The organism is Nonomuraea sp. NPDC050394, assembly GCF_044459065.1.
In the GTDB taxonomy this organism is placed as follows: Bacteria; Actinomycetota; Actinomycetes; order Streptosporangiales; family Streptosporangiaceae; genus Nonomuraea.
In genome coordinates this window covers 310396-328062 of record NZ_JBITIO010000010.1, presented here as the reverse complement: position 1 = coordinate 328062, position 17667 = coordinate 310396, and the positions used below count along the sequence as shown (strand labels likewise).

At 71.7% G+C, this 17667-nt stretch carries 17 protein-coding genes; 12 read left to right on the top strand and 5 right to left on the bottom strand.

The annotated features are described in order from the left end of the window. Positions 1 to 31: 31 nt before the first annotated feature. Positions 32 to 1138 (top strand): winged helix DNA-binding domain-containing protein, encoded by a 1107-nt coding sequence (locus ACIBKY_RS34820; RefSeq protein WP_397103461.1) that lies wholly within the window; start codon positions 32 to 34, stop codon positions 1136 to 1138. Between the two features lie 60 nt (positions 1139 to 1198). On the opposite strand, the gene ACIBKY_RS34815 is transcribed toward ACIBKY_RS34820, so the two are convergent. Genes ACIBKY_RS34815 through ACIBKY_RS34805 form a run of 3 tightly spaced genes read right to left on the bottom strand, consistent with a single transcriptional unit; the run spans position 1199 to position 4121 of the window. Beyond that, positions 1199 to 2017 carry a carbohydrate ABC transporter permease gene (locus ACIBKY_RS34815; protein WP_184960267.1) on the bottom strand — a complete coding sequence of 273 codons (819 nt, stop codon included), beginning with the start codon at positions 2015 to 2017 and terminating at the stop codon, positions 1199 to 1201. Beyond that, positions 2014 to 2895, bottom strand: a complete 882-nt coding sequence (locus tag ACIBKY_RS34810; RefSeq protein ID WP_397103458.1) for a carbohydrate ABC transporter permease — start codon at positions 2893 to 2895, stop codon at positions 2014 to 2016. The genes ACIBKY_RS34815 and ACIBKY_RS34810 overlap by 4 nt, the downstream gene beginning before the upstream one ends. Next, positions 2892 to 4121, bottom strand: coding sequence for an extracellular solute-binding protein (locus ACIBKY_RS34805; RefSeq protein WP_397103456.1), 1230 nt, complete (start codon positions 4119 to 4121; stop codon positions 2892 to 2894). Before ACIBKY_RS34805 ends, ACIBKY_RS34810 begins: the two co-directional genes overlap by 4 nt. Positions 4122 to 4229: 108 nt before the next feature. On the opposite strand from ACIBKY_RS34805, the gene ACIBKY_RS34800 reads away from it, so the two are divergent. The 9 genes from ACIBKY_RS34800 to ACIBKY_RS34760 all read left to right on the top strand — a co-directional run bounded on the left by ACIBKY_RS34800 (position 4230) and on the right by ACIBKY_RS34760 (position 13126). Next, positions 4230 to 5003: an IclR family transcriptional regulator gene (locus ACIBKY_RS34800; RefSeq protein ID WP_397103454.1), complete on the top strand. Its 774-nt coding sequence runs from the start codon at positions 4230 to 4232 to the stop codon at positions 5001 to 5003. After that, on the top strand, positions 5000 to 5935 hold the full coding sequence (locus tag ACIBKY_RS34795) for a sugar kinase (RefSeq protein WP_397103452.1): 936 nt from the start codon (positions 5000 to 5002) through the stop codon (positions 5933 to 5935). Before ACIBKY_RS34800 ends, ACIBKY_RS34795 begins: the two co-directional genes overlap by 4 nt. 143 nt (positions 5936 to 6078) lie before the next feature. Beyond that, the gene (locus tag ACIBKY_RS34790) at positions 6079 to 7668 is read left to right on the top strand and encodes an ABC transporter substrate-binding protein (RefSeq protein WP_397103450.1); all 1590 of its coding nucleotides are present in this window, start codon (positions 6079 to 6081) and stop codon (positions 7666 to 7668) included. After that, positions 7665 to 8579 (top strand): ABC transporter permease, encoded by a 915-nt coding sequence (locus tag ACIBKY_RS34785; protein ID WP_379612332.1) that lies wholly within the window; start codon positions 7665 to 7667, stop codon positions 8577 to 8579. Before ACIBKY_RS34790 ends, ACIBKY_RS34785 begins: the two co-directional genes overlap by 4 nt. Then, positions 8576 to 9403, top strand: a complete 828-nt coding sequence (locus ACIBKY_RS34780; RefSeq protein ID WP_397103448.1) for an ABC transporter permease — start codon at positions 8576 to 8578, stop codon at positions 9401 to 9403. The genes ACIBKY_RS34785 and ACIBKY_RS34780 overlap by 4 nt, the downstream gene beginning before the upstream one ends. After that, the gene (locus ACIBKY_RS34775; protein ID WP_397103446.1) at positions 9403 to 11055 is read left to right on the top strand and encodes an oligopeptide/dipeptide ABC transporter ATP-binding protein; all 1653 of its coding nucleotides are present in this window, start codon (positions 9403 to 9405) and stop codon (positions 11053 to 11055) included. Before ACIBKY_RS34780 ends, ACIBKY_RS34775 begins: the two co-directional genes overlap by 1 nt. Beyond that, positions 11052 to 11801, top strand: coding sequence for a (2Fe-2S)-binding protein (locus tag ACIBKY_RS34770; RefSeq protein WP_397103444.1), 750 nt, complete (start codon positions 11052 to 11054; stop codon positions 11799 to 11801). Before ACIBKY_RS34775 ends, ACIBKY_RS34770 begins: the two co-directional genes overlap by 4 nt. A gap of 18 nt (positions 11802 to 11819) precedes the next feature. Next, positions 11820 to 12194: a BlaI/MecI/CopY family transcriptional regulator gene (locus ACIBKY_RS34765; RefSeq protein WP_184960283.1), complete on the top strand. Its 375-nt coding sequence runs from the start codon at positions 11820 to 11822 to the stop codon at positions 12192 to 12194. Beyond that, positions 12191 to 13126, top strand: a complete 936-nt coding sequence (locus ACIBKY_RS34760) for a M56 family metallopeptidase (RefSeq protein ID WP_397103442.1) — start codon at positions 12191 to 12193, stop codon at positions 13124 to 13126. The genes ACIBKY_RS34765 and ACIBKY_RS34760 overlap by 4 nt, the downstream gene beginning before the upstream one ends. On the opposite strand, the gene ACIBKY_RS34755 is transcribed toward ACIBKY_RS34760, so the two are convergent. After that, on the bottom strand, positions 13119 to 14273 hold the full coding sequence (locus tag ACIBKY_RS34755; RefSeq protein ID WP_397103440.1) for a 4-hydroxybenzoate 3-monooxygenase: 1155 nt from the start codon (positions 14271 to 14273) through the stop codon (positions 13119 to 13121). The genes ACIBKY_RS34760 and ACIBKY_RS34755 overlap by 8 nt on opposite strands. 96 nt (positions 14274 to 14369) lie before the next feature. Between ACIBKY_RS34755 and ACIBKY_RS34750 the strand changes: the two genes are divergently transcribed. Both ACIBKY_RS34750 and ACIBKY_RS34745 read left to right on the top strand, forming a co-directional pair. After that, positions 14370 to 15515, top strand: a complete 1146-nt coding sequence (locus ACIBKY_RS34750; protein ID WP_397103438.1) for an AMP-binding protein — start codon at positions 14370 to 14372, stop codon at positions 15513 to 15515. Then, positions 15512 to 17146 carry a serine/threonine-protein kinase gene (locus ACIBKY_RS34745; protein WP_397103436.1) on the top strand — a complete coding sequence of 545 codons (1635 nt, stop codon included), beginning with the start codon at positions 15512 to 15514 and terminating at the stop codon, positions 17144 to 17146. Before ACIBKY_RS34750 ends, ACIBKY_RS34745 begins: the two co-directional genes overlap by 4 nt. A gap of 13 nt (positions 17147 to 17159) precedes the next feature. Here ACIBKY_RS34745 and ACIBKY_RS34740 read toward each other — a convergent pair whose 3' ends face one another. Further along, positions 17160 to 17504 carry a hypothetical protein gene (locus ACIBKY_RS34740; RefSeq protein ID WP_397103434.1) on the bottom strand — a complete coding sequence of 115 codons (345 nt, stop codon included), beginning with the start codon at positions 17502 to 17504 and terminating at the stop codon, positions 17160 to 17162. Between the last annotated feature and the right edge of the window lie 163 nt (positions 17505 to 17667).

Sequence of the window (17667 nt, the reverse complement as noted above, 5' to 3'; positions counted from 1 at the left end):
GACATGCCGCGATTGCCCCTACGGTAGTGCCATGGATCCCGTCCTCAGCCTCCGGGCGCTCAACCGGGCCGCGATGGAGCGGCAACTGCTGCTGCGCCGTACGGACCTGTCGGTGGTCGAGGTGGTCGAGCACCTGTTCGGCCTGCAGGCGCAGACCCCGCATACCTGGTACGCCGGGCTGTGGAACCGGATCGAGGGGTTCGACCCGCTGTCCGCCTCCGCGCTCCTGGACAACCGTGAGCTGGTCAGGATCGCGCTGCAGCGCTCGACCATCCACCTGGTCTCGGCCCGCGACTGCCTGGCGCTGCGGCCCCTGCTGGACCCGGTGACCGAGCGGGGCACGCGCTCGACCTTCGTCAGGCGGCTGTCCGGCGTCGACCTCGACGAGCTGGCGGTGGCCGGTCGCGCGCTGGTGGAGGAGCGGGCGCTGAGCTTCGCCGAGCTGGGCAAGGCGCTGGCGGAGCGCTGGCCGGGCAACGACCCGCACGCGCTGAGTCAGGTCGTGCGCTGGCTGGTGCCGTTGGTGCAGGTGCCGCCGCGCGGCCTGTGGGGACGCAGCGGGCCGATCGCGCACACCTCCGCGGAGGCGTGGCTGGGAAACTCCGAGCCGCCGATGTCCGCCGAGGAGATGGTGCGGCGCTATCTGCGGGCGTTCGGGCCGGCCTCGGTGAAGGACGTGCAGACCTGGTCGGGGCTGACCCGGCTGGCCGACGTGGTCAAGGGCATGGATCTGGTGCGCTACCGCGCCGAGGACGATCGTGTCCTGTACGACCTGCCGGACATGACCCTGCCTTCCGCCGATATTTCGGTGCCCGTGCGGCTCATGTATGACTTCGACAATGTCTTCCTCGGATATGCCGACCGGACGAGGTTCATCACCCCGCAGGCCCTTGAGGTGGGCGGCGCGTTCGTCAAGGCCAACGTCCAGTGGCGGCTCATCCTCGTGGACGGGTTCACCGCCGGAGACTGGACGGTGAGCGCCGAGAAGGGCACCTCCACGCTCACGATCCACCAGTGGAAGCCGTTCGCCGCCGCCGACCTGCGGGAGGCCGAGGAGGAAGGGGCGAGGCTGCTGGAGTTCCTCGCCCCCGGCGACCGGCACGAGATCACCGCCGTACTCGGCGCCTCGCGAACCTAGCCCTCTGAGCCATCAGCTCTTCACGCCCTCAGCTCTCGACGCCCTCAGCTTTTGACGCCATCAGCTTTTGACCGCGCCGCCCAGGCCCGAGACGAGCCTGCGCTGGACCACCACGAAGAAGATCAGCACCGGGATCGTCATCAGCGTCGAGGCGGCCATGATCCCGCCCCAGTCGTTCTCGTCGGGCTTGAAGAAGACGAGCAGCGCCGAAGGCAGGGTCTGGTTGTCCTTGGCGGAGATGATGAAGGTCCTGGCGAAGATGAAGTCGTTCCACGCGGTGATGAAGGAGAACACGCTGGTCGCCACGAGTCCCGGCGCGACCAGCGGGAACAGGATGCGCCAGAGCACCGTGGCCCGGCCGGCCCCGTCGATCATGGCCGCCTCCTCCAGCGCCTCGGGCACCGCCGCCACGAACCCGCGCATCATCCAGATCGCGAACGGCAGTGAGAACGCCAGTTGCACCAGCACCAGCGCGCCCAGCGTGTTGAGCAGCTGAAGGTCGCGCACCACGAAGAACAGCGGGATCGTCAGCGCCTCCACCGGCACCATCTGCGCGATCAGGAACATGATCAGCACGGTGGTCCTGAAGCGGAAGTTGAAGCGTGTCACCGCCACCGCCGCGAGGAAGGCGATCAGGGCCGACAGCACCACCACGGCCAGCGCCACCAGCGCGCTGTTGAGGAGGTAGCGGGCGAAGCCCTCGCCGGTCAGGACCCGGACGAAGTTCTCCAAGGTCGGATGGGCCGTCCACGGGCGTACGTCCAGCGACTGGATCTCACCGGCCGGCTTCAGCGCCGACAGCGCCATCCAGTAGAGCGGGAAGGCCGTGAGCAGCGCGACCACCAGCGCCACCGCGTTGGCGATCCAGCGGCCCCTCACAGCTTCTCCCCCGTCCGGTAGAGCGCGCGGATGTAGACCAGCGTCACCGCCAGCAGGATCAGCGCCATCACCACCCCGATCGCGGCCCCGAGGCCGTACTCCGACGAGCCGAAGGCCGTCTGGTAGGCGTAGACGTTGAGCACGGTGTTCTGGCCCGCGATCCCGCCTCCGTTGGTCATGACGTAGATCTGCGTGAAGATCTTGAAGTCCCAGATGATCGACTGGATCACCACGATCGTCACCAGCGGCCTGAGCATCGGCATCGTCACGCGCCAGAAGGTGCCCACCGCGGAGGCCCCGTCCAGGGCCGCGGCCTCCAGGACCTCGCCGGGGATCGCCTTCATCCCGGCGTACAGGGTCACCATCACGAACGGGAACGAGTGCCACACGACCGTGGCCCCGACCACGCCGAACGTCACCCACTTGTCGTAGAACCAGTTGTAGCCGTCGAGCCCGAGCACCTGGTTGACCAGGCCCAGGTCGGCGTCGAACAGGAACATCCACACGGTCGAGCCGGTGATCGCCGGGGCCGCCCACGCGCCGAGCGCCGCCAGCGACAGCGTGGTGCGCGCCCACGGAGCGGCCTTGTCCATGACGATCGCGAGCGCGGCGCCGACGACGAGCGTCGCCAGCACCAGCGCCGCCGCGAAGACCACCGTCTGGACGAGCACACTCCAGAAGCGCTCGTCCGACAGAAGCCTCGCGTAGTTCCCGAACCCCAGGAACCGGGTCGGCTCCCCGCCGCTGACGTGGGCCTGCCGGTAGTCGAAGACCGACAGCAGGCCCAGCATGTACAAGGGGTAGCCGAACATCGGCCCGAGCACGGCCGCCGTGGGCAGCAGGTACACCCACGGCCTGGCTCGTGAGACGCGCGTCACCCGAAGGCGGCCTTCACCGCGGCGGCGGCCTCGGTGGTCGCCTCCTCGACGGTCGCCTGCTTGGTGGCGACCTTCTGCAGCATCGTCGGGATGACCTTGCTGTTGTCGATCTTCACCCAGGCCGGGTCGATCGGCACGAACTTGGTGCCCTTGGCCACCGTGTCGAGGAACGGCTTCAGGAACGGGTCCTTGGCCGCCAGTTCCTCCCGTACGCCGGTCAGCGTGGGCAGGTTGCCCATGGCCTCGTACATCTTGGCCTGGTACGCCTTGCCGCCGAGCAGCTTGACGAAGTCGTTGGCCAGCGTCCGGTGCTTGGCGTTCTGCATCACGCCCAGGTTGTTGCCGCCGGCGAAGGCCGGGGCGATCGAGCCGGGGGCCGCGCCGGGCAGCGGGATGACCTTGTACTTGCCCGCCGCCGCGCCGGCGTCCACGGCCGAGCGGCTGAAGTTGCCCAGGATGCCCATGGCGGCCTTGCCGCTGGCGAACAGCTCGACGGTCTTTCCGCCGGTCAGCGAGGCGCAGGCCTGGGCCGGGCAGATGTCGTCGGACAGCAGGTCGGTGTAGGCCTTGACGCCCTTGCGGGACTCGGGGCTGTCGAGCGTGGTGATGTCGCCGCCGGCGTCCCAGACGAAGGGCAGGGCGCCGAAGGTGTACTCGCCGCCCACGGCTATGCCGTACAGGTCGGGCTTCTTGGCCCGGATCGTGCGCGCGGTCTCGGTGAGCTCCGCGATCGTCGTCGGCGGCTTGAGCTTCAGCTCGTCGAAGACGTCGGTGCGGTAGTACAGGGCGCGGATGCCGATGAACCACGGCAGGCCGTACGCCTTGCCGTCGACCGTCGCGGACTTCACCAGGTCGGCGCCCAGGTCCTCGCCGGTCAGGTCGAGTTCGGCGAAGCCGCCGGCGGCGGCGTACTCGGCCAGGTCGGTGTTGCCGTACTCGGCCACGTCGGGGGCGCTGGCCGGGTCGTTGAAGGCGCCCTTGAACTTCTCGTGGCGCGCGGGGGTGGTCGGGACCCAGCTGACCTGGACCTTGACGTCGGCGTGTGACGCGGTGAACTCCTTGATCGCCTCCTGGATGACCTTGTCCTTCGGAGCGCGGTTGGGCTCGTCGTAGAGCCACACGTTCAGCGTTCCGGTCTTCTCGTCGCCGCCGCCCGTGGTCGGGGCGGTGGAGGGCGCGCAGGCCGCGAGCGCCAAGAGGGCCGCGGCACAGTAAAGAAACTTCACTATTGCCTCCTTGGCGCCGACACTAGGAAGGTCTCCCTGAGTCGAAAAGACTTGTCACGACTTGTTGTGCAATGCACAACGAGGTGCTGCAGAATGTGACATCAATGCATGCTTCGCCGTAATTTGGCGATCGTGCCCGACCGCAACCAGTCCGCCTCCCTGCGCCGCGCGCTCCTGGTCCTCGACCACGTGCGCGCCCACAGCGGACTGACGCTCACCCAGCTCGCCGAGGCGGTCGGCCTCTCCAAGAGCACCGTGCTACGGCTGGCCACGCCGCTCATCGAGGCCCGGCTCCTGGAACGCGACAGGAAGACCGGGGCCTACCGGCTCGGCCACGGCACGCTCCAGCTCGGCCAGGCCTACCTGGCCACCCTCGACCTGCGGGCGGTCGCCGCCGAGGAGTCGCACCGCCTGGTCGCCGAGGTACGCGAGACCGTCCACCTGGTCGTCTACGACCCGCCCCACGTCGTCTACATCGACAAGGTCGAGAACCAGGCCACCGTCCGCATGGCCTCGCGCATCGGCAGCCGCGGACCGCTGCACTCCACGGCCGTCGGCAAGGCCATCCTCGCCTGGCAGCCGGACTCGGCCATCCCCGACGACCTGCCCGCGATGACCAAGCACACGATCACCGACCACGAACGGCTGCGCCGCGAGCTCACCCGCGTCAGGCAGCGGGGCTACTCCGTCGACGACCGCGAGAACGAACCCGAGGTGCGCTGCGTCGGCGCGCCCATCTTCAACCACACCGACACGGTCAGTGCCGCCATCTCGGTCTCCGGCCTCACCTCGCGCATCACCGCCGCGCGGGTACGGGAACTGGGCCCGATGGTGGCGGAGGCCGCCGCGCGCATCTCGAGAAAGCTGGGGTCCACACGATGACCGACCTGGTGACGTTCGGCGAGACCATGGCCCTGTTCGCCGCCAGGCGGACCGGGCCCCTGCGTTTCGCCCGCGACTTCGACCTCGGCCTGGGCGGTGCCGAGTCGAACGTGGCCATCGGCGTCAGCAGGCTCGGCCACGACGTCACCTGGGTCGGCCGGGTCGGCGACGACGAGTTCGGCGAGCTGATCGCCTCGACCCTGCGCGCCGAACGCGTGGACGCCCGCGCGATCCCCGACCCGGACGCGCCCACCGGCCTGATGATCAAGGGCAGGCGCACCGCCGATCTCATCGACGTGCGCTACTACCGCAAGGACAGCGCCGGCTCCCGTCTGTCCCCCGCCGACCTCGACCCCGCGCTCATCGCGGGCGCCCGCGTCCTGCACGTCTCCGCCATCACCCCCGCCCTCTCCCCCTCGGCCAGGGCGGCGGTGCGGCACGCCATCGACGCGGCCCGCGCGGCCGGCGTCCTCGTCTCGCTCGACGTCAACTACCGCAGGGCGCTGTGGACGCGCGAGGAGGCCGGCGCGTGGCTGCGCTCGGTGATCGCCGACGTGGACGTGGTGTTCGCGACCGAGGACGAGGCACGGCTGATCGCCGACGCGGACGATCCCGTCGCACTGGCCAAGGCGCTGGGGCCGCGCCACGTGCTGCTCAAGTTCGGGGCGCGGGGGGCGATGGAGGTGTCCGAGGACCAGGTACGGCACGCGGAGCCGTACAAGGTGACCGAGGTCGACCCCGTGGGGGCGGGCGACGCCTTCGCGGCCGGCTGGCTGGCGGACTGGCTGGCCGGGGCCGACCCGGACCGGCGTCTGCGTACCGCCTGCGCCGCGGGCGCCTTCGCCGTGACCTCGCAGGGCGACTGGGAGTCGCTGCCCCGCCGTGCCGACCTCGACCTCCTCCGGCCGACATCGGAAGGCGTCAGCCGCTGAGCCGACGTCCGAAGGCGTCAGCCGCTGAGCCGACGTCGGAGGGCGTCAGCCGCTGAGCGGGAAAGAAACCGGTCACTACTACTCATCATCGGATTTCCTGGCTAGAGTGCTCCCCACGACCTCGCATACCCCCCGGAGGTTCCGTGAAATACTCTGCCGTTCTCGTGTTCGCCCTGGTAGCGACGCTGGCCGCGTGCAGCGGCGCACCGGCCCAACGACCCGCCGCCCAGGCGGCCAAGACCGTGACCATCGCGATCTCCTCCGACGAGGGCACCCTCACCCCCTTCACCAACGAGAGCGGCTACCCGGGCGACAACCTGGTCAAGCTCATCTTCGACACCCTGCTGGTCCAGAAGGGCGAGACCGTGGCGCCCTCGCTGGCCACCGCGGTCGAGACCACCGACAACAAGGTGTTCAGGCTGCCGTTGCGCACCGGCGTCACCTGGCAGGACGGCCGGCCGTTCACCGCCGCCGACGTGGTGTTCAGCGTGGAGTTCTACCGCAAGAACCTCTCCGGCGACTCCGCGATCGACGTGCGCCCGATCCGCGCGGTCAAGGCTGACGGCGACGCGGTCACGATGACGCTCGACGCCGCCGACCCCGAGTTCCCCCTGCGCATCCTGTCCGACATGGCCGTGCTTCCCCGGCACCTGTGGGAGTCGGTGACCAAGGTCAACGAGGCGGGCACCGACAAGGCGATCGGCACCGGCCCGTTCCGGCTGACCGCCTACGACAAGGAACGCGGCTACACGCTCACCGCCAACCCCGGCTACTTCGGCGGCAAGCCCAAGGTCGACACCGTCAAGGTCAACGTGATCCCGCAGGAGACCACCCAGTTCGCCGCCCTGCGCACCGGCGAGGTAGCCCTGTCGGTCAGGAACGTGCCACCGCAGCAGCGCGCCGCCCTGCAGAGCCAGCCGAACATCGGCATCGCCGAGGGCACCGAGTTCGCCTCCACGATGCTGCAGTTCAACACCACCCGCCCGCCCTTCGACCGCGCCGAGGTACGGCGGGCCCTCGCCAAGGCCGTCGACGTACGCGACCTCGTCAAGACCGCGCTCCTCGGCCAGGGCACACCGGGCAACCCCGGCTTCGTCCACCCCGAGTCCCCGGTGGGCGGCCCGGCGCTGCCCCCGCTGTTCGACGTCGAGGCCGCCAAGCGCGAGCTCGACGCCCTGGGCGCGAAGCCGGGCCCCGGCGGCGTCAGGACCCTGGACGGCAAGCCCATGAGCTACGAGCTGCTCGTCCAGAGCACCTCCACCGACCGGCTGCGCAGCGCCGAGCTGATCCGCGACATGCTCAAGAACGTCGGCGTCGAGATCAAGGTGACCTCGCTCGACCCGGACTCGCTCGACACCAAGGTCTGGCCCGACTACGACGTCAAGAAGGGCCGCAACTACGACCTGACCATGTGGGGCTGGTCGGCGCCGGTCATGCAGACCAGCAGCCAGATCGTCACGCTCTTCGACAGCGACCCGGAGGACGGCAACCTCAACATCGGAGGCTTCGCCGACGCCGGGGTCGACAAGGCCATCGACGAGCTGAAGGCCACGACCACGCCGGAGAAGCGGGCCGCCGCCGCGGCCGGGCTCCAGCGGAAGATCGCCGAGCAGCTCCCCTTCCTCACCCTCTACTACCGCAACGGCGCCTACGCCTACCGGAAGGACGCCTACGGCGGCTGGACCTGGCAGAACGGCCTCGGCGTCCTGCACAGCGGCTCGTTCGTCGGATGAGGCGGCTCCTGGAGTACGGCGCGGTCGTGGTGATCGCGCTGCTGCTCAACTTCCTGCTGCCGAGGGCGCTGCCGGGCGGGCCGATGAAGCTCTTCGGCAGCCCCGAGGCGCTGTCCAGGCTGACCGAGGCCGAACGCGCCCAGATCGCCCAGGAGTACGGCTTCGGCCGCCCGCTCCCCGAGCAGTTCGCCGACTACGTGACCGGCGTCTTCACCCTGGACCTCGGCACGTCCCTGTCGGACGGCCGGCCGGTGGCCGAGGCCATCGGCGAGGCCCTGCCCTGGACGCTGCTGCTGGTCGGCACCAGCATCGTCATCACCTGCGTCCTGGGCGTCGCGCTCGGCGTGCTCGGCGCGCTGCGCAGGCGCAGGGGCGGCGGCGCCGGGCTGCTCGGCACCGCGATCGTGCTCGACTCGCTGCCGGCGTTCTGGCTCGGCATGCTGCTCATCGTCGTGTTCGGAGTACAGCTCAACGTCCTGCCCACCTACGGCGCCGGCACCCTGGCGCACCTGGTACTTCCGGTGACCACGCTGGTGGTGACCGGCCTCGGCTACTTCTTCCTCTACACACGCTCCTCGATGCTGGCCGTGCTGACCAGCGAGCCGGTCCAGCACGCCCACGCGCGCGGCGTGCCGTACGGCAGGCTGGTCCGCAGGCACGCGCTGCGGCCGGCGCTGCTGCCCGTGCACACCATCGTGCTCATGGAGATCGGCTTCCTGGCGGGCGGCTCGATCGTCATCGAGACCGTCTTCGCCTATCCAGGGCTCGGGCGGCTCACGTTCGGCGCGATCTCGGCCCGCGACTACCCGCTGATGCAGGGCGCCTTCCTCGTGCTGACGCTCATGGTGGTGGCGATGAACGCGATCGCCGACGCCACCTACCCGCTGCTCGACCCGCGGGCCAGGCAATGAGGGCGCTCGGCGGGCAGGGACGCACCGGCCTCGCGCTCCTGGCGGTCATCACCGCCGCCGCCGTCTACGGCCTGCTCCTGCCCGATTCCGCGGGCACCGCCCGTGTCGGCGAACCCTACGCCCCGCCCGGCCCCGGGCTGCCGCTGGGCGCCGACGACCTCGGCCGCAGCCTCCTCGACCAGTTGCTCGTCGGCGCGGCCACCTCGCTCGGCCTCGGCTTCCTGGTGGCGCTCGTGGTCACCGCGCTGGCCGCGGTCATCGGCGGCGCCGCCGCCATCGGGCCCAGGTGGCTGTCCTCGCTGATCATGCGCTCGATCGACGTGATGCTCATCCTGCCGGAGCTGATCCTGTTCATCCTGGCCGCCGCCTTCCTCGGGCAGTCGTTCGGGATCAGGGTGGCCATCCTGGTCGTGCTCATGTGGCCGGTTCCGGCCCGGGTGCTGCGTGCCGGGATGCTGACCGCGTGGTCGCGCGGCCACCTGGAGGTCGCGCGGGCGATGGGCGCGCCACGCTGGTGGCTGCTGCTGCGGCACGGCTCCTACCTGATCGGGCCGCTGCTCATCCCAGTGTTCGTCCGCGCCGCCATGCGGGCGATCCTCTACGACGCCACGCTGTCCTTCCTCGGCCTGGGCGACCCCACCGCGCCGAGCTGGGGCACCACCCTGTACTGGGTGCAGGTCAACGGCGTCTTCCTGTCGGAGGCGTGGGTGTGGTGGGCGCTGCCACCCGGTCTGGCGATCACGCTGAGCGTCCTGGCGCTGGCGCTGATCGGCACCGCGGTCGAAGAACGGCTCAACCCGGCCTTGAAGGAGGTGCCCGCCTGATGCTCTCCATCACCGGGATATCGGTCCACTATGACGGGCTGCCCGCGGTCGACCGGGTCAGCCTGGACGTGGGCGACGGCGAGATCGTGGCGCTCGTGGGTGAGAGCGGCTGCGGCAAGACCTCGCTGGCCAGAGCCCTGCTCGGGCTGCTGCCCGGCTCGGCGGAGGTGACCGGCTCGGCCATGCTCGGGGAGGACGACCTTGCCCGCCGTACCGACTGGGCGGGGGTGCGGGGGCGGAAGATCGCGATCGTGCCCCAGGGCGCGATGACCGGGCTCAGCCCGGTCCACAAGGTGGGCGCGCAGATCGAGGAGATGCTCGCGCTGCACGGCGGCCGCGCGCGGCCGGGCGAGCTGCTGGACCGCGTCGGGCTCGGCGCCGAGCATCTCACCTGCCACCCGCACGAGCTGTCCGGCGGGCAGCGGCAGCGGGTGGCGATCGCGCTGGCGCTGGCCGGCGAGCCGTCTCTGCTGGTCGCCGACGAGCCCACCACCGGGCTCGACGCGATCGTGCAACGTCAGGTCCTCGCCCTGCTGGCCTCGCTCGGCATCGGCATGCTGATCGTCTCGCACGACCTGGCCGCGCTGGCCCCGCACGCCGACCGGGTGGCGGTCATGTACGCGGGCCGCCTGGCCGAGATCCGCCCCAAGGGCGCGCCGCCTCGCCACCCCTACACGCTCGGCCTGCTCACGGCCACCCCCGCCACCGACCGCTCGATCCCCTGGGGCAGCGTGCCCGGTTCCGCGCCCCCGCTCGGCCAGGCGCACGCGGGCTGCCGGTTCGCGCCGCGCTGCCCGCTCGCGCTCGACCCCTGCCACGACGTGGACCCGCCGCTCGTGGACGGCCTCGCCTGCCACCACCCCGGCTCGCCCGTCTACCCCGTCGTGCCGCGTTCGGCCCCCTCAGCCGGTACTCCCGCCGCCACCCTCACCGGCATCCGCCACGTCTACCGGCGCCGCGGCGTCCAGGCGCTCAAGGGCGTGGACCTGGAGGTGCGGTCAGGCGAGATCGTCGGCCTGGTCGGAGAGAGCGGCTCGGGCAAGTCCACGCTGGCCAGGATCGCCCTCGGCCTGATCAAGCCCACGGCGGGCCGGGTCGTGGTGGACGGCGAGGAGCTGACCGGCCGGCGCGGCAAGGCGCTACGGCTCCTGCAGCGGCGCATCGGCTTCGTGCACCAGGACCCCTACGACTCCCTGCACCCCGGCATGCGGGTGGGCGCCCTGGTGGCCGAGCCCCTCGTGGTCTCCGGCACGCCGGGCGACCGGGAGGAGAAGGTGCTGGCCGCGCTGGAGGCGTCCGGTCTGCCGTGCGACCGGGAGTTTCTGCGCCGCTTCCCCGGCCAGCTCTCCGGCGGCCAGCGCCAGCGCGTCTCCATCGCCCGCGCGCTGGCCGGTGAGCCGGTGCTGCTCGTCGCCGACGAGGCCACCTCGATGCTCGACGTCTCGACCAGGGCCGGGATCGCGACGACGCTGCGCTCCCTGGCCTCGGGACGCGGCCTCGCCGTCGTCTTCGTCACGCACGACCTGGGCGAGGCCGTCCAGGCGTGCGACAGGATCGTCGTGCTGCGCTCCGGCGAGATCGTCGAGCACGGCCCGGCGGCGGAACTGGCCGCCGCGCCCGCCCACCCCTACACGCAGGAGCTGCTCAAGTGAGAGACGTGTTCGCCCGCCTGGCGTCCTTCGGAGACAGGTACCGGCTGGAGACCGGGCTGACCGGAGAGGGCTGGCTGGCCTGCGACCGCCTCCTCGACCCCGGCTCCGACGAGCTCGGGCAGGTCCTGGAGGCCGAGCGGACGGCCAGCGGGCAGGTGTCGGAGCACGCGACCGCGCTGACCGTCATGGCCGTCTACTCCGGCACCGTCACCGCCTCAGCGCTGCTGGCCTGGGCCCTGCAGGACGTCCTGGTGGACATGCGCCCGCCGAACGTGGCGATCCGCCTGTCTCCGCACCACGGCTTCGAGGCGGTGGCGCTGCGCGAGCCCGAGGTGCGACCGGGCTCGCTGGACACGCTCGTCTCGTGGGTGCTGAACGAGCACCTGCTGCCGCTGGCCCAGGCCATGCGGACGCGGACCAGGGCCGGGCTGCGCCAGCTCAACGGCGGCGTGGCGCACGGCTGCGCCGCCGCCTTCTGCGTCGCCAGCCGCCTCGGGGCCGACGTGGACGTCCTGCACGCCGCCTACCGGCGCTTCCTCGCCGCGGCACCGGTGCTGGACCCCCTCGGCGAGGTGGTACGGCTGCGCGAGGGCGAGCGCGAAGGCCTGTTCTACCTCCGGCGCACGTGCTGTCTCTACTACACCTCGGCCGAGGCGGTGAAGTGCTCAAGCTGCTGTCTGGACAGCGTCGAGGACCGTCTGGCCGCCTACCGAAGGGTCCTGGCGGCCGGGGTCGTGCCCCACTGAACTCGGTAGCATGAGCGCATGAAGCGCGGCCTGGGAGAACTCGAGTCCACGATCATGGACAGGATGTGGGCCTACCACAAGCCCGCATCGGTGCGTGACGTGCTCGAAGACCTCCGCAAGGACAGGGAGATCGCCTACACCACGGTGATGACGGTGATGGACAAGCTCCACACCAAGGGCCTGCTCAAGCGCAAGCCGGTCGGCCGCGCCTACGTCTACGAGCCGGTCGCCTCCAAGGAGGCCTACACCGCCGAGCTGATGCGCGACTCCCTGGCCGCGAGCGGCAACCAGGCCGCGACGCTGGTGCACTTCCTGGAGCGGCTGACCCCCGAGGAGGCCACCGCGCTGGAGGCGGCGCTGCAGGTCTTCCCGCCCGGAGGCCGCAAGCAGTGATCGTCCCGCTCTTCCTCGCTCTTTACGCGGTCGTGGCGGCCGTGCTGCTGCCGCGCCTGCTCGGCCGGGCGTCGTGGACGTCCAGGGCGCCCCGGCTGGCGATCGGCATGTGGCAGGCGGCCGGCTTCTCCGCCGTCGCCGCCGCGCTGCTGGCCGCGATCTCCCTCGCGGTGCCCACCGACCTGATCGGCCACGGCCTGGCCCGCTTCTTCGAGGCCTGCACGGAGCTGCCCGACCTCTCGCTGACCGGGGTGCGCGCCGGGCTGGCCGGCGCCGCCCTCATCGTGGCCAGGCTCGCCTACTCGGTGGCCGACGTGGTGCTGCGTACCCGCCGCGAGCGCCGCCGCCATGCCGAGATGCTCGCCCTGCTGGGCCGGCCCGACGGTGACCTCGGCGCGGTCGTGGTCGAGCACGCCGAGCGCGTCGCCTACTGCCTGCCCGGCCGCCGCGCCCAGACCGTCATCACCACCGGCGCCCTGGAGTCGCTGACCCCCGACCAGGTGGCCGCCGTCCTCGCCCACGAGCACGCCCATCTGCGCGGGCGTCACCACCTCGTGCTGGCCGGGGCCGAGATCCTCACCCGGGCCTTCCCGCGGGTGCCGCTGTTCGAGCGGGCGCGGGCGGAGCTGGCCAGGCTGGTCGAGCTTCTGGCCGACGACATGGCCGCCAGGCGGCACCACCGCATCCACATCGCCGCCGCGCTGGTGGGCCTGGCGACCGGCCGCGTACCCGCCTTCGCGCTGGCCGCCGGCGGCGAGACGGCCCTGACCAGGGTGCGCCGCATGCTCCACCCGCACGAGCCGCTGGAACGCCGTGAGCGCCTGTCCGGGCTGCTGGCGGTCGCCGGGCTGCTGGCGGGCCCCGCCGCGCTGGTGGCCGTGCCCGGCCTGACCTCCTTCCTGGCCCACCACTGCCACGGGCTGTTCAGCTGAGCCCCACGTAGTTCTCGGCCAGCGTGGTCGCGGCGGCCGCCGAGGAGGTCACGTAGTCCAGGTAGGACAGCTGCAGGCGGCGGCCGTAGGCGTCCTCGTCGTCGAAGGTGTGCAGCAGCGTCGTCATCCACCACGAGAAGTGCTGCGCCCGCCACACCCGCCGCAGGCATGCCGCCGAGTAGCCGTCGAGCAGGGCGGCGGAGCCGGTGGCGAAGAAGGTGGCCAGCGCCTCGGTGAGGGCGTTGACGTCGGCCACGGCCAGGTTGAGTCCCTTGGCGCCGGTGGGCGGGACGATGTGGGCGGAGTCGCCGGCCAGGTACAGCCGGCCATACTGCATGGGCTCGGCGACGAAGCCGCGCATGGGCGTGACGCCCTTCTCGATGATCTCGCCCGTCTCCAGCGTGAAGCCGGGGACCGTCTCCAGGCGGGCCTTCAGTTCGGCCCAGACGCGCTCGTCCGGCCAGTCGGCGAGGTCGGCGCCGGGCGGCACCTGGAGGTAGAAGCGGCTGACCTCGGGCGAGCGCATGCTGTGCAGGGCGAAGCCGCGCTCGTTCCTGGCGTAGATCAGCTCTTCGGACGAGGGGCGAACCCGGGCCAGCACGCCGAGCCAGGCGAAGGGGTACTCGCGCTCGAACACCGTCAGCACGCCCTCCGGGATCGACGGCCTGGACACCCCGTGGAAGCCGTCGCAGCCCGCGATCGCCGCACAGTCGAGCCGCTCGCCGCCGAACGTCACGTACGGCGTGCCCTCCAGGTCGTGAAGTTCCACGTCGTCCACCTCGAAACGCAGGTCGCCGCCCGCTTCGAGCCTGGCCGCGATCAGGTCCTTGACCACCTCCTGCTGGCCGTAGACGGTGATCCGCCGGCCGGGGACCAGCTTCTCGAAGGGGATGCGGTGGGCGGCGCCGCCGTACCTCAGCTCGATGCCCTCGTGCGGCAGGCCCTCGCGCAGCAGCCGCTCGCCCACCCCGGCCGCGACCAGCGTGTCGACCGTGCCCTGTTCCAGGACCCCGGCACGGACGCGCCGCTCGACGTACTCGCGCGAGCGGCGCTCCAGCACCACCGAGGAGATGCCGCGCAGGTGGAGCAGATGGGACAGCAACAGCCCGGCGGGCCCCGCGCCGATGATCCCTACTTGAGTACGCATGAGGCACATCATCTCCGGCGGGGCGCGTACTTTGACAAGGACAGGGCGGCCGGGCGGTGCTTTGGTGAGGTCCGGCCGACCTCATGGAGTCCCGACATGTACACACCCGTCCACGAGCTCGTCGCCGCTCAGGCCCTGGCGGGGCCGGAGCGGGTCGCGGTCGTCTGTGACGGCGGCGCGCTCACCTACGGCGAGCTGAACAGCCGGGCGCAGCGCCTGGCCAGGCGGCTGATCGCGCGGGGCGTGCGGCCGGAGACGCCGGTCGGGGTGCTGCTGGACCGGTCGGCGGAGTTCGTGCTTGCCGCGCTGGCGGTGCTCAAGGCGGCGGGCGCGTACGTTCCCTGCGGGCTGACGTCCACCGAGCTGGTGATCACCGCGCGGACGCTGGACGGCGACGGTCCGGTGACGCCGGGACCGCTGCCGACCGTCCGGCCCGGCAACCTGGCCTGCGTGCTGGCGCCGAGGGTGTCGGTGCCGCACGCGGGGATCACGCGGCTCGTGCACGATCCGGCGTACGTCAGGCTGAACGCCGGGGAGATCGTCCTGCACGCCTCGCCGGTCACCCGCGACACGGCCGCCTTCGAGATCTGGGGCGCGCTGGCCAACGGCGCCCGGCTGGTCGTCGCGCCATCGGGGTGTACCTCGCCGGGCGAGCTGGGCGCGCTGATGCGCGAGGAGCGCGTGACCACGGCGTTCCTGTCCACGTGGTCGTTCCACCGGATGGTCGAGGAGCGCCTGCCCGACCTGGCCGGGCTGCGCCAGGTGCTGACCCGCGGCGGCGTGCTCTCGCCCGCGCACGCGCGTGCGTTCGTGCGCGCCCACCCGCGATCGGCCCTGATCAACCTGTACGGCGCCGCCGAGATGACCGCCTTCGTCACCAGCCACCTGGTCTCACAGGGCGCCGCCGCGACCATCCTGATCGGCCGGCCGATCGACGGCACCCGCGTCCGCGTACTCGACGAGAACCTGAACCCGGCCACGACCGGCCACCTGTACGCGGGCGGCCCCGGCCTGGCCCGCGGCTACCACGGCGACCCGGCCCTGACCGCCGCCCGGTTCGTCCCCGACCCCCGCGGCAGCGGCGAACGTCTCTTCGCCACCGGCGCCCTGGTCAGAGTGCTGTCCGGCGGCGCGATCGAGCTCCTCGGCCACGCCGGGCGCCCTGCTCACGGCGCCGGAGATCCCGGTGGGCGAAGTCACCGCGCGCGACAACCGCCACGGGCCCTAAGCTTTGGCGCGTGACCCCCGGACAAAAGGTGATCGACGGTCGTTTCGAGCTGCTGGACCGGCTCGGCAGCGGCGGCATGGGCACGGTCTGGCGTGCCCGCGACCTGGCGCTCCACCGAGAAGTCGCGCTCAAGGAGGTCCGTCCGCACGGCCCGCTGGACGACGACCCCGGCCGCGCCCGGATGATGCGCGACAGGATCCTGCTGGAAGCGCGCGCGCTGGCCAGGCTTCACCACCCGAACGTGGTCACCATCCACCACATCGTGGACACCCCGGAGACGCCGCACCCGTGGATCGTCATGGAGCTGGTGCCCGGCCGCTCGCTCCAGGACCGCATCGCCAAGGAGCTCATGCCGCCGGCCGAGGCCGCCAGGCTGGGCCGCGGGATCCTGGCCGCGCTGCGCGCCGCGCACTCCGCCGGCATCCTGCATCGCGACGTCAAGCCCGCGAACGTGCTGCTGCGCACCGACGGCAGCCCGGTCCTGACCGACTTCGGCATCGCCGCCCTGTACGACTCGCCCGGCCTGACGGCCACCGGTGAGCTGGTGGGTTCGCCCGAGTACATCGCGCCGGAGCGGCTGCGCGGCCAGGAGGGCAATCCGGCCTCCGACCTGTGGTCGCTCGGCATGCTGCTGTACGTCGCGGTCGAGGGCACCCACCCGATGCGCCGCGACACGCCGCTGGCGACGCTCGCCGCCGTCCTGGACGGCCGGGTCCCGCCGCCGCGCCGGTCCGGGCCGCTGACCCCGGTGCTCACCGCCCTGCTCAACCCGGACCCGGCCACCCGGCCCGACCCGGCCCGCCTCGACGCGATGCTCGCCGACGCCGCCATGGCCCCGCCCCCGTACACGTCGCCGCCGCCCGCCTACGCCCAGCCCCAGCACGTCCCGTCCCAGCCCGGCTACCCGCCGCCGCAGCAGCCCGTCTACGGCATGCCCACCGGCCCGAATCCGAACGCGCAGGGCTGGGCCACCCAGTCCACCCGCCGCCGGCGCGGCTCGGGACCGCTCGTGGCCGGAGCGGTCGTCCTGGCGGCGCTCGCGGTGGCGGGCGTCATCCTGGTCCCCCAATGGCTGGCCCCCGGCCCGTCGGACGACCCCACCCGGCCGAACACCGCGGCGAGCGGCAAACCGTCCGCCTCTGCCATGGTCGGCGACGACGACGATCCCCCGGTCACCGAGGCGCCCGTCCCCGACACCAGCCCCCTGCTCACCCCCGGCCGCATCCGCCAGGTGATCGCCGCCATGGAGAAGGCCTCGGGCAGCAAGGTGTTCAGCGACTTCTCGGTGCACGAGCAGTTCGCCTCGGCCAAGGCTCCGGTCCGCGGGAAGAAGTCCCTCTACGACACCTGGGACTACCGCGACGGCGAGGTCACCAAGGGCTCGGGCGGCACCATGTCCAGCCTCGACAAGACCGTCCAGCTCAGCTCGCTCAACTGGGAGGCGCTGCCGTCCCTGTTCAAGACGGCCGAGAAGCGGCTCGGCATCGACAAGCCGACCTCCCGTTACGTGATCGTCCAGCCGGGCTGGCCGTTCAACGGCCCGCCCAAGCCGGCGATCCTCGTCTACCTCAGCGACGACTACGGCGGCGCCTACCTGGCCGCCGACGCCAAGGGCAAGATCATTCGGATGTACAAGCGGGACTGACGCCTCCGGGCCGTCAGCCTTCGAAGCGGACCGTCGCCCCCCGGCCGGTGATGGACAGGACGCGGACGTTCAGGCTGTTGATGCTCCCGCTGGCGCCTTCGCCGAGGGTGGTGGCGACGCCGGGTCCCTCCACCCGCACCATGTCCTGGTTGAAGGCGTACACCTTGGAGACCCACACCCGGGACAGGCGGTAGCGGGCGGCCACGCGGAAGCTCACCGGCTTCGTGATCGTGATCTTGCACTTCCCGTCGTGGCAGGCGCGCAGGTTCGGCTTCGCCGCGGCGCTCGCCGGAGTGGCGAACGACGCCGCGGCCATGACGGCGGCGAGGGACAGAGCGGTGATGGTCGTCCGGTTCATGGAAGCCCCTTTCATCGGTTCGGCGAGCCCAGGATGCACCGTGCGTGCCGGGACGGGTCCCCGGTGTGACGAAGCCACCCGGGACCGGTCCCGAGCGCGCGATGTTAAGACCGCACCACGCCGGCGTGGGCCGCGGGCGGCACGATTCCGGCGTTCGGAGGGA

Bases quoted from the DNA above. Each gene is read 5' to 3' on its own strand.
- ACIBKY_RS34800 (WP_397103454.1), top strand. From the start codon at position 4,230: ATGCTTCGCCGTAATTTGGCGATCGTGCCCGACCGCAACCAGTCCGCC.
- ACIBKY_RS34765 (WP_184960283.1), top strand. From the start codon at position 11,820: ATGAAGCGCGGCCTGGGAGAACTCGAGTCCACGATCATGGACAGGATG.
- ACIBKY_RS34795 (WP_397103452.1), top strand. From the start codon at position 5,000: ATGACCGACCTGGTGACGTTCGGCGAGACCATGGCCCTGTTCGCCGCC.
- ACIBKY_RS34740 (WP_397103434.1), bottom strand. From the start codon at position 17,504: ATGAACCGGACGACCATCACCGCTCTGTCCCTCGCCGCCGTCATGGCC.
- ACIBKY_RS34785 (WP_379612332.1), top strand. From the start codon at position 7,665: ATGAGGCGGCTCCTGGAGTACGGCGCGGTCGTGGTGATCGCGCTGCTG.
- ACIBKY_RS34820 (WP_397103461.1), top strand. From the start codon at position 32: ATGGATCCCGTCCTCAGCCTCCGGGCGCTCAACCGGGCCGCGATGGAG.
- ACIBKY_RS34775 (WP_397103446.1), top strand. From the start codon at position 9,403: ATGCTCTCCATCACCGGGATATCGGTCCACTATGACGGGCTGCCCGCG.
- ACIBKY_RS34755 (WP_397103440.1), bottom strand. From the start codon at position 14,273: ATGCGTACTCAAGTAGGGATCATCGGCGCGGGGCCCGCCGGGCTGTTG.
- ACIBKY_RS34750 (WP_397103438.1), top strand. From the start codon at position 14,370: ATGTACACACCCGTCCACGAGCTCGTCGCCGCTCAGGCCCTGGCGGGG.
- ACIBKY_RS34780 (WP_397103448.1), top strand. From the start codon at position 8,576: ATGAGGGCGCTCGGCGGGCAGGGACGCACCGGCCTCGCGCTCCTGGCG.